This window comes from Pseudomonas sp. AGC41, from assembly GCF_057334555.1.
Genome location: NZ_JBHFJB010000004.1, coordinates 15571 through 25271, shown reverse-complemented (window position 1 = coordinate 25271; position 9701 = coordinate 15571). Strand labels below are relative to the sequence as shown.

Here is a 9701-nt window from a genome sequence, read left to right as displayed (position 1 = left end):
CGCTCCCACAATGAACCCAGGCATATTTGCCGGACAAAAAAACGCCCCGAACCAGTCGGGGCGTTTTTTATGGGACGTAGCAGCGGGGCTTACTGGCCCTGCCAGCGCTTCATCACCAGGGTGGCGTTGGTGCCACCGAAGCCGAAGCTGTTGCTCATCACGGTGTTGATGGTGGCGTTTTCGCGAGTCTTGGTCAGGATCGGCAGGTCGGCCACTTCCGGGTCCAGCTCGTCGATGTTGGCCGAACCGGCCATGAAGTTGCCTTCCATCATCAACATGCAATAGATCGCTTCGTGAACGCCGGCGGCGCCCAAGGAGTGACCCGACAGGCTCTTGGTGGAGCTGATGGCCGGAGCCTTGTCGCCGAACACTTCACGTACGCCTTTCATCTCCGCGACGTCGCCGACCGGAGTCGAAGTGCCATGGGTGTTCAGGTAGTCGATTGGCGTATCGACGGTGGACATGGCCATCTGCATGCAGCGCACGGCACCTTCGCCGCTTGGCGCGACCATGTCGTAGCCGTCGGAAGTGGCGCCGTAGCCGACGATTTCCGCATAGATTTTCGCGCCACGGGCGAGGGCGTGTTCCAGCTCCTCGACCACGACCATGCCGCCACCGCCAGCGATGACAAAACCGTCACGGTCGGCATCGTAGGCACGGGAAGCTGTCTGCGGGGACTCGTTACGCTTGCTGGACAAGGCGCCCATCGCGTCGAACAGGAACGACTGGCTCCAATGTTCTTCTTCGCCGCCACCGGCGAAGACGATGTCCTGCTTGCCCATCTGGATCTGCTCGACCGCGGTGCCAATGCAGTGGGCACTGGTGGCGCAGGCGGAGGAGATCGAGTAGTTCAGGCCCTTGATCTTGAATGGCGTGGCCAGGCAGGCCGACACGGTGCTGCCCATGGTCCGCGTGACGCGGTACGGGCCGACACGCTTGACGCCTTTCTCGCGCAGGATGTCCAGCGCTTCCATCTGGTTCAGGGTCGACGCGCCACCGGAACCGGCGATCAGGCCGGTGCGCACGTTGGAAACCTGCTCGTCGGTCAGGCCGGAGTCAGCGATGGCGTCCTTCATGGCCAGGTAGGCATAAGCTGCCGCGTGACCGACGAAACGGTAGATCTTGCGATCGATCAGCTCTTCGAGATTGAGGTCAATGGAGCCGGAAACCTGGCTACGCAGACCCATTTCGGCGTATTCCGGGTTGTACCGGATGCCAGGGCGACTTGCACGCAGGTTAGCGGAGACGGTCTCTTTGTCATTGCCCAGGCACGAAACGATGCCCAGACCAGTGATAACGACGCGGCGCATGCGGATAACCCTTAGAAGTTGTCAGTGGAGGTGAAAACGCCGACCCGAAGGCCTTCGGCGGTGTAGATCTCGCGACCGTCGACAGCCACCGAACCATCGGCAATGGCCATGTTCAGCTTGCCCTTGAGGACGCGTTTGATATGAATGTTATAGGTAATCTTCTTCGCAGTCGGGAGCACCTGACCGAAGAATTTCACCTCGCCCGAACCCAGGGCGCGACCGCGGCCCGGCAGGCCCTGCCAGCCAAGGAAAAAGCCGACCAGTTGCCACATGGCATCCAGGCCCAGGCAGCCGGGCATTACCGGATCGCCTTCGAAATGGCAAGCGAAGAACCACAGGTCCGGAGTGATATCCAGCTCGGCGACCAATTCACCTTTGCCGTACTTGCCACCCTCGTCGCTGATATGGGTGATGCGATCCACCATCAGCATGTTCGGGGCGGGCAGTTGCGCGTTACCTGGGCCGAACAGCTCACCGCGACTGCAGCGCAGCAGATCTTCCCGAGTAAAGGCGTTTTGTTTGGTCATGCGAGCTCCTCAATAGTCCCATGCGGCAGGGTGGGGCAAATCTTCCCGGCCGATCGAAGCGTTCATGCCTCGAGTCGGCAGCCTACTCATAGACTATTGCGTTGTAGTGAAAGTCACAGCACACGGGAAAATGAATGTACACCTGTGCACTGAAATTGTTATTCGTTTCCCGATCGAGACTTGTCCGGGTGCTTAAGACTGCCGCACTTTCGCCTTTCACGCCAGTCACAGATGGTCCACGGCCCCGTATCAACGCACCCAGCGCTGCAAAATCTGCTGCAGGTCAATTCTTTTGAATGGCTTGGCCAGGTAATCGTTCATGCCTGCGGCGAGGCAGGCTTCACGGTCGCCCTGCAATGCGTTGGCCGTCAGGGCAATGATGGGGACCTCGGCGCAGCCCGGCAACTGACGGATCTGCCGCGTGGCTTCGTAGCCGTCGATCACCGGAAGCCGGCAGTCCATCAGGATCACTTCGAAAATCAGGCTCTCGGCGCTGCGCACGGCCTGGGCGCCATCGGTGGCGACGCTGACCGTGAAGCCCAGGCTGCGCAGCATGGCTTCGATCACGGTCTGGTTGACCGGATTGTCTTCCACCAGCAACACATTACGGCCCTCGCCATCGCTGCTGCCACCGGGCGCGCGTGGGGCCAGGGTCGGTGGGGACTGCCGCGACAGCGCGAGCGGTATCTCCAGGGTGAACACCGAGCCCTGGCCCTCTACGCTCTGGGCCCGCAGTGTGCCGCCCATGCGTTCGGCCAGGGTACGCGCGATCGGCAGGCCCAGGCCGGTGCCGCCATAACGTCGGGAAATCGAACTGTCGGCCTGCTGGAACGCGTCGAACATGCGCTCCAGGCTGTCGGCCGGGATGCCGATCCCACTGTCGCGTACGGTGCAGGTGAACCACAGCAGTTCGTGATCGAGCGCCTGCCACTGGCATTGCACAGTGACGCGCCCCTGGTCGGTGAACTTCAGCGCGTTGCCGATCAGGTTGACCAGGATCTGACGGATCCGCGTCGGGTCGCCTTGCACTTGCAGGGCCCGCATGTCGTCGGGGATCAGCAGGTCCAGGCCCAGCTTGCGTTGCGCGGCGCTGTGCTGGAACGACTGGGCGCAGCTGCCGACCAGTTCCGCCAGGTTGAAAGCGATATGTTCCAGTTCCAGGGCCGAACGCTCGATGCGCGAGAAGTCGAGAATATCGTTGATCACCTTCAGCAGGTGCTCGGTGGATTCCGAAGCCAGCGCGGTGTACTCGTGCTGCTCGTCGGTCATCTGCGTGGTTTCCAGCAACTGCAGCATGCCCAGGACGCCATTCATGGGCGTGCGCAGTTCATGGCTCATCATGGCCAGGAATTCCGACTTGGCGCTGTTGGCCTTTTCCGCTTCCTCGCGGGTCTGGATCAACTGTGCCATGGCTTGCTGCTGTTCGCGGCTGGCCTGCTCGAGGCCGTCGGCCAGATTGTTGATGTGCCGCGACAGAGCGCCCAGTTCGCCGTCGTCGACGATCGGCAATGGGGTGCTGTAGTCGCCTTGCTGGATCGCCTTGACCGCGTTGCCGATGTCGCGGATCGGCTGTGACAGGCTGGCGGCCAGTCGGCGCGCCACCAGGAAAGTAAAGAGCAGGGCGAACAACGCCAGGATCGCGGCCTTGAGCAGGATCTCCTGCTGGCGCTCGCTGAAGGCGTCACTGGACATGCCGACGATCACGCGGCCCAGGTAGTCTTCGCCGGGCGCCTCGGTGGACGGGCTGGTGCCTTGCAGGAAATCATTGTTCAGCGCGATGCGTTGCAGGCGAACCGGAGCCTGGAACACCTCCACCTGCTGCGAGTGGTTGCGCGTCTGCGCCGGTTGCTCGACGTACACGAGGATTCGCTCCGTGCGGTCCTGGACTTCGAGAAAGCGCACGTGAGGGGTGGCCAGGGTGGCGGTGAGCAAACTTTCCAGCACGTCGTTGTTGCCGGCAATCACCCCGTATTCCGCAGCCGGAGCCAGCTGGTTGGCGATCAGTTGCCCGGTGTGGTTGAGCTCCTGGCGCAAGTCCTGGATTCGCACGAAGGTAAAGAAGCTGATCAACAGCACGGTCAGCAACAATGCCGGGCCGAGGGCAATGAGCTGGGTGCGGGTATTGATATCCCAACGTCGACGCAAGGTCATGGGCGGTGTTCTCCTTCTGCCAACTGCGCAGCGACGGCTTCGGCATCAATCGGTTCAATCCCCAGCGAGCGGGCGACCTGCTGGTTACTCATGACTTTGAAACGGACCGGATACAGCGTGCGCGGCCAGCTGGCGGTGGGACGGTCGAGCAATTCGTCGAGGATCGCCAGCCAGTCGTCCTGGTCGCTGTAGGTGCTGGCCAGGCTGCCAGCCCTGACAAAAGCGGCGCTTGGCCCGATCAGCGCGCGTTGCCGGGCGTAGCTGCTGAGCAGCAGATTCTTCACGGTCTTGGGGTTGTAGAGGTCGGGGTCATCGAGGCCCAGCAGTACGTCGCTGCGGCCCAGCAGATTCTGCAAGGGACGGTTGTCACTGCTGTCGTCCCAGCGTTCGCTGACGATTTCCAGGCCCAGCGGCCTGGCTGCCTGCTGGATGTCCTTGAGCAGGAATTCGCTGTGCCGGTCGAACAGCACGCCGACCCGCCGCACTTGCGGCAGCACCCTGCGGATCAGTTGCAGTTGCCGCGCCATGGGCGGATCGCTCCACAGCAGGCTCAGACGCTCAGGCGTTGCCTCGCCCAGGCGTTCGTATGCCTGCAGGCGACTGATGCGCAGGACCAAGGTGGCCGGGCCGTGGTTTTTTTGCAGGCGCCAGTCGAGGCTTGGCGGGTCAAGCAGGACCAGGCGCGCATCGGCTGGCAACTGGTCCGGCGACGGCAGGCTGGCCAACGGCGCGAACCGCACGTTGTCTTGCGGACGCCGGGCTTGCAGGGCCTGCGTGAACGATTGCACGCCGGGGCTATCCTGGGCGCCGGTCAAGAGAATTTCGGCGGCCCGGGCATCAAGGGTCGTCAGCAGACTGACAAAGGCCAGGCACAGGAGTAGCGGCAGGCGGCCACGGAGGGGCGTCTTGCGCGGTTGGTCCGCAGACATCTAGAACGACAGCTCCGCGCTGAAATACAGGACGTGACGGGCGTCGTAACGATTGTCGGCGAACGTGGTCGGCTGGTTATCGAGGCGCTGCTGCACGATACCCGCCAGCTCCAGGCTCGCCTTGCCCAGGGGGATCCGCTTGGCGACGCGAGTATCGACCCGTTCGTAGCGGTAGCCATTGAGATCGTCGGCGCCATAATAGAAAACTGCGCTGTTCCAGCCTCGGCCCCAGTCGTGCAGCCATCCGGCCGAGCCGCTGTTGCGGGCGGTCAGTTGTTCGTCGAGAGGATTGCTGGCCTGGGCATCGACGTAGGCATAGGTCAGGCGCAGGCGATCGGCGCTGCTCAGGCGCCAGTCGAGCTGGGTCTCGGCACCGTCGAACTGCGAGTCGTTGGCATTGCTGGCGATGTACTGGTTGTTGCGCAGCGGTTCGCTGATCATGCCGGTGATTTCGTCATGGAACAGCTTCACATCCACCGTCAGGCCCAGGTCCATGAAGTAACCGTTGTAGCCCAGCTCTCGCGAGCGCATGTGCTCCTGTTCGAGGTTTCCCGGGCCGCGCGTGCGGACGAAGTAGCGCGCGCTGTCCTGGCCGAACGCGGCGGGCCGCAGGTTGGTGACCTGGTAGCTCCAGTTGACGTTGTTCTCGAACATGTCCGGCGAGCGCACCGCCTCGGAGTACACCGCCCGAAGCCCGTGTCGCGGGTTGATCAGGTAGTTGACCGCGACTCGCGGGGTCAGTGAGCTGCCGGTCAGGCGGGTGTCTTCGAACATCGCCCCGCCTTGCAGCAGCCAGTGCTCGCTGGCGCGCCATTCGAGCTGGCCGAACAGGCGCCAGGTGGTGTCGTCCAGCGTGCCGTTGAAGTAGGTCTCGGAGTTGGCCCGGTCATAGCGATAATTCGCCCCGGTGACCAGGCGCAGGCTATCGGACAGGCTCAGGGTGTCCTGGATTTCCAAGTCGTAACGTGACTCCCGGGCACTCTGGTCGATGTCGCCGCAAAGGGTTCGCGAGGCGCCGTTGCGCCATTGACCGATCACCTGGTTGGCCAGCGCCTGTTCCTGGGCGGTGCCGGCAGGCGCCCCTGTGCCAAGGAAGCTTGGAATATTGCGCGCCAGCTTCTCGGCGTAATTCGGGTTGAGCTGCCAGAGGTCGGTCAGTTGCGGGCTGAAGGACACCTCGGCATCGCAAGCGCGCCAGGTCTGCTGGCGATCCCAATGCTGGATCGAGCCTTGTACATAGAGACTGTGGTTGGGGTCCAGGTCGAGGTTCCAGCGCAACGAACCGGCGTAGTCCTTGGCGACGACATCGGAGTTGTCCCCGGCCGCGGTTATCCCGGCGAAAACCGGGCGATAGGTATACGGCCGCTGGTTGCTCCCCTCCTTGGCGCTCAGTTGCCAATCGATGCTCTGCCATTCGTCCAGGGCCTGGCTGACGGAGAGGTTAATGCGATTCAGGCGCCGACTGTCGCGGTAGTCCGCGCCGTTGCGGTCACTGTCGAAACCGTCGTCTTCCTGGCCGGACAGGGACAGGCGCATATCGCCATTTTCCCAACCGCTGCCCTGGCTGGCGTACCAGTCGCTGATGCCACGCTGGCCTCGGGTCATTTTCAACCGGGTGCCGTGGCTGCCCGCCGGGGCGCGGGTGATGATATTGACGACTGCCATCAGCGCGTTGGCGCCGTAGCTGACGGTGTTGGGGCCGCGGAAGACTTCGATCCGGTCGATGTCTTCCATGGCGACCGGAATGTCGCTCCAGTCCACCGTGGCGAGGCCGGCGCGGTACACCGAGCGGCCGTCGATCAGCACTTGCATGCGTCGCGCTTCGCTGGCGTTGGCGCCGTGGTAGTTCACCGTGGCCTGGTTGCCGCTGAGGTTGCCGACCATCATGCCCGGCACCAGGCGCAACAGTTCGCTGATGTCCCGGGCACCGCTGGCCTTGATCAATTCGCTGTCAAGCACGGTCATGCTGCCCGGCACCGCCGCCGGCGACTGTTTCAGCCGCGTGGCGGTGAGTACCTGGGGCAGGGGCTGGTTGTCCACGAACAGATCATCGGCCACCACGGAGGGGCTGATGACCAGCGCCAACAGCAGTGATGAACCTGGGCGGGAAGGGCCAACGAACACGGCACAGCCTTTGATTAAAGGAGGGATGGCGGGCATGTTAACCGAGCCGCGCGACTTTTCCATTCACGTTGGCAGCATTTTCCTCGGAATTGATTGTCAGCTTGCTACTGCCATCGGTAATTGCTGACGGGGCTGGTCGCGGTTCGGCTGCTCCGTATAATGCCGGGCATTGCCACTTGGTATGGAAGAGCGGATTGCATATGACTGAACAGCGCCCGATCGCGGTCCTGGGAGGCGGGAGTTTCGGCACCGCCGTGGCTAACCTGCTGGCGGAGAATGGCCACGCGGTGCGCCAGTGGATGCGCGACCCGGAGCAGGCCGAGGCCATCCGGCTCAACCGGGAGAACCCGCGTTACCTCAAAGGCATCAAGGTTCGCCCGGAAGTGGAGCCGGTCACCGATTTGCAGGCCACGCTCGAGGGCAGCGATCTGTTCTTCGTTGCCTTGCCTTCCAGCGCCCTGCGCTCGGTGCTGGCGTCCCACGCCGAACGCCTGAGCGGCAAGCTGCTGGTGAGCCTGACCAAAGGCATCGAGGCGCAGACCTTCAAGCTGATGAGCGAGATTCTCGAGGAAATCGCCCCCAAGGCACGCATCGGCGTGATTTCCGGGCCGAACCTGGCGCGGGAAATCGCCGAGCATGCGCTGACCGCCACCGTCGTCGCCAGTGAAGACGAGGAGCTTTGCCAGCGGGTCCAGGCCGCCCTTCATGGCCGAACCTTCCGGGTCTATGCCAGCGCCGATCGTTTCGGCGTGGAGCTGGGCGGGGCGCTGAAGAACGTCTATGCGATCATCGCCGGCATGGCGGTCGCGCTGGGCATGGGCGAAAACACCAAGAGCATGCTGATCACCCGGGCGCTGGCGGAAATGACCCGTTTTGCCGTCAACCAGGGTGCCAACCCGATGACATTCCTCGGGCTGGCCGGGGTGGGCGACCTGATTGTCACCTGCTCGTCGCCCAAGAGTCGTAACTACCAGGTCGGCTTCGCCCTCGGCCAGGGCCTGAGCCTGGACGAGGCCGTGTCGCGCCTGGGCGAAGTCGCGGAAGGGGTCAATACCCTCAAGGTCCTCAAGGCCAAGTCCCAGGAGGCCGGGGTGTATATGCCGCTGGTCGCGGGACTGCACGCCATTCTGTTTGAAGGGCGCACGCTGGAGCAGGTCATCGAACTGTTGATGCGTGGTGAACCGAAGACCGATGTCGATTTCATTTCCACCAGCGGTTTCAACTGATTTCGTATCGACCGCAAGCAGGAGCGAACCATGAACGATCCGAAAGGGCAGCCCCAATACGAGTCCATCCTGCTGCGCGTGCTGTGGATGGTGATTTACCTGCTGGTCTGGCAGGTGGCGCAATTCATCCTCGGTGCCGTGGTGCTGGTGCAGCTGATTTATCGGCTGATCTACGGCGCACCCAGCGCCAGCCTGATGAACTTCGGCGATAGCCTGAGCCAGTTCCTTGCGCAGATCGGCCGCTTCGGCACTTTCCATAGCGACCAGAAGCCCTGGCCATTCGCTGACTGGCCGACCCCGCGCACACCGGAAGGCGAAGCGCCTCATGCCGTGGCGCCGGCGCCGCACCCGGTCCGTGACGAGGAGCCGAAACTATGAAACTGTGGGTATTGCGTCACGGTGAAGCAGAGCCGCACGGAGCTCGTCCGGACCCTGAGCGGGTACTGACGGTCCTTGGCCGCGAAGAGGTGCTGCGCAGCGCCGGTCGGTTGATGGCCGAGCCGTTGCGGGCCATTTATGCCAGCCCCTACGTGCGTGCCCAGCAGACCGCGCAACTGGTACGTGAAGCCCTGGGGTTCGAGCCTGAGTTGATCACGGTCGACTGGCTCACCCCGGAGACCCGGCCGGCCGATGTGCTGAAACATCTGGAGGACCAGGACGACGTGCTACTGGTCAGCCACAATCCGCTGGTGGGCAGCCTGCTGGGCTTGTTGCAGCACGGCCATCTGCAACAACCTGAACAGGTGCAAACGGCCGGCCTGGCCGAGCTGGAAGGCGACCTGCCGTTGGCCGGCTCGATGAAACTAAAGAGCCTCAGGCATCCCTGAGAAACCGCTTCCGGGCGGGAAAAACAAAAAATCACGAAGGAAGGGCACGATGAGTCTTTGGCGCACCACCCCCAACATCGAACAACTGAACGCTGCGGGTAAGAACACGATCAGTGAAGTACTGGACATCCGTTTTGAATCCTTCGATGACGAATCCCTGACCGCGAGCATGGTGGTCGATCACCGCACCCACCAACCGTTCGGTTTGTTGCACGGCGGCGCTTCGGTGGTGCTGGCTGAAACGGTCGGGTCCATGGCCGCCTACCTGTGCGTGGACACCAGCAAGTTCTATTGCGTCGGCCTGGAAATCAACGCCAACCACCTGCGTGGCGTGCGCAGCGGGCGGGTCACCGCGACGGCGCGCTCGGTTCACCTGGGCCGCACCACGCAGGTCTGGGACATTCGCCTGGTCAACGATGACGGCAAGGTCAACTGCGTATCGCGCCTGACCATGGCGGTAGTGCCGCTGGGCGAGCAGCCGCCGGCGCGGTGATGCCTAAGGGGATGTCTTCGTGGCGAGGGAGCGTGCTCCGGCTGGGCCGCAAAGCGGGCCCCGGTCAATTGACTCGCGCAGCCTGACATACCGCGTCGCCTGGCTTCGGGCCTG

Annotated in this window: 10 protein-coding genes; 5 read left to right on the top strand and 5 right to left on the bottom strand. The window is 63.1% G+C overall.

Going from position 1 to position 9701, the window contains the following annotated elements; genetic code table 11:
• Positions 1-89 precede the first annotated feature (89 nt).
• From fabB to ACE04F_RS00505, 5 genes are all read right to left on the bottom strand, one after another.
• Complete coding sequence (gene fabB / locus ACE04F_RS00525) at positions 90-1310, bottom strand: beta-ketoacyl-ACP synthase I (RefSeq protein WP_486104019.1); 1221 nt, start codon at positions 1308-1310, stop codon at positions 90-92.
• Positions 1311-1321: 11 nt separating this feature from the next.
• Positions 1322-1837, bottom strand: coding sequence for a 3-hydroxyacyl-[acyl-carrier-protein] dehydratase FabA (fabA, locus tag ACE04F_RS00520; RefSeq protein ID WP_030138344.1), 516 nt, complete (start codon positions 1835-1837; stop codon positions 1322-1324).
• A gap of 249 nt (positions 1838-2086) precedes the next feature.
• On the bottom strand, positions 2087-3988 hold the full coding sequence (locus tag ACE04F_RS00515; RefSeq protein ID WP_486104017.1) for an ATP-binding protein: 1902 nt from the start codon (positions 3986-3988) through the stop codon (positions 2087-2089).
• Complete coding sequence (locus tag ACE04F_RS00510) at positions 3985-4917, bottom strand: ABC transporter substrate-binding protein (protein ID WP_486104015.1); 933 nt, start codon at positions 4915-4917, stop codon at positions 3985-3987. The genes ACE04F_RS00515 and ACE04F_RS00510 overlap by 4 nt, the downstream gene beginning before the upstream one ends.
• Complete coding sequence (locus ACE04F_RS00505) at positions 4918-7041, bottom strand: TonB-dependent receptor plug domain-containing protein (RefSeq protein WP_486104013.1); 2124 nt, start codon at positions 7039-7041, stop codon at positions 4918-4920.
• Here ACE04F_RS00505 and ACE04F_RS00500 point away from each other — a divergent pair.
• From ACE04F_RS00500 to ACE04F_RS00480, 5 genes are all read left to right on the top strand, one after another.
• Positions 6989-7168, top strand: coding sequence for a hypothetical protein (locus ACE04F_RS00500; protein ID WP_486104115.1), 180 nt, complete (start codon positions 6989-6991; stop codon positions 7166-7168). The two genes, ACE04F_RS00505 and ACE04F_RS00500, sit on opposite strands and share 53 nt — an antisense overlap.
• A gap of 73 nt (positions 7169-7241) precedes the next feature.
• Positions 7242-8267 carry an NAD(P)H-dependent glycerol-3-phosphate dehydrogenase gene (locus ACE04F_RS00495; RefSeq protein WP_486104011.1) on the top strand — a complete coding sequence of 342 codons (1026 nt, stop codon included), beginning with the start codon at positions 7242-7244 and terminating at the stop codon, positions 8265-8267.
• 30 nt (positions 8268-8297) lie between these two features.
• A complete protein-coding gene (locus tag ACE04F_RS00490) occupies positions 8298-8645 on the top strand; it encodes a DUF4389 domain-containing protein (protein ID WP_039594151.1) in 348 nt (115 codons plus the stop codon).
• Entirely contained in the window at positions 8642-9094 is a 453-nt protein-coding gene (gene sixA / locus ACE04F_RS00485; protein WP_486104008.1) for a phosphohistidine phosphatase SixA, read from the top strand. Before ACE04F_RS00490 ends, sixA begins: the two co-directional genes overlap by 4 nt.
• A 49-nt stretch (positions 9095-9143) precedes the next feature.
• Entirely contained in the window at positions 9144-9587 is a 444-nt protein-coding gene (locus tag ACE04F_RS00480) for a hotdog fold thioesterase (RefSeq protein ID WP_198798373.1), read from the top strand.
• Positions 9588-9701: the final 114 nt, after the last annotated feature.

What these genes read in the sequence shown, in the direction of transcription:
- fabB (WP_486104019.1), bottom strand. Translation starts at nt 1,310, where the DNA reads ATGCGCCGCGTCGTTATCACTGGTCTGGGCATCGTTTCGTGCCTGGGC.
- ACE04F_RS00490 (WP_039594151.1), top strand. Translation starts at nt 8,298, where the DNA reads ATGAACGATCCGAAAGGGCAGCCCCAATACGAGTCCATCCTGCTGCGC.
- ACE04F_RS00515 (WP_486104017.1), bottom strand. Translation starts at nt 3,988, where the DNA reads ATGACCTTGCGTCGACGTTGGGATATCAATACCCGCACCCAGCTCATT.
- fabA (WP_030138344.1), bottom strand. Translation starts at nt 1,837, where the DNA reads ATGACCAAACAAAACGCCTTTACTCGGGAAGATCTGCTGCGCTGCAGT.
- ACE04F_RS00495 (WP_486104011.1), top strand. Translation starts at nt 7,242, where the DNA reads ATGACTGAACAGCGCCCGATCGCGGTCCTGGGAGGCGGGAGTTTCGGC.
- ACE04F_RS00480 (WP_198798373.1), top strand. Translation starts at nt 9,144, where the DNA reads ATGAGTCTTTGGCGCACCACCCCCAACATCGAACAACTGAACGCTGCG.
- ACE04F_RS00500 (WP_486104115.1), top strand. Translation starts at nt 6,989, where the DNA reads ATGACCAGCGCCAACAGCAGTGATGAACCTGGGCGGGAAGGGCCAACG.
- sixA (WP_486104008.1), top strand. Translation starts at nt 8,642, where the DNA reads ATGAAACTGTGGGTATTGCGTCACGGTGAAGCAGAGCCGCACGGAGCT.
- ACE04F_RS00510 (WP_486104015.1), bottom strand. Translation starts at nt 4,917, where the DNA reads ATGTCTGCGGACCAACCGCGCAAGACGCCCCTCCGTGGCCGCCTGCCG.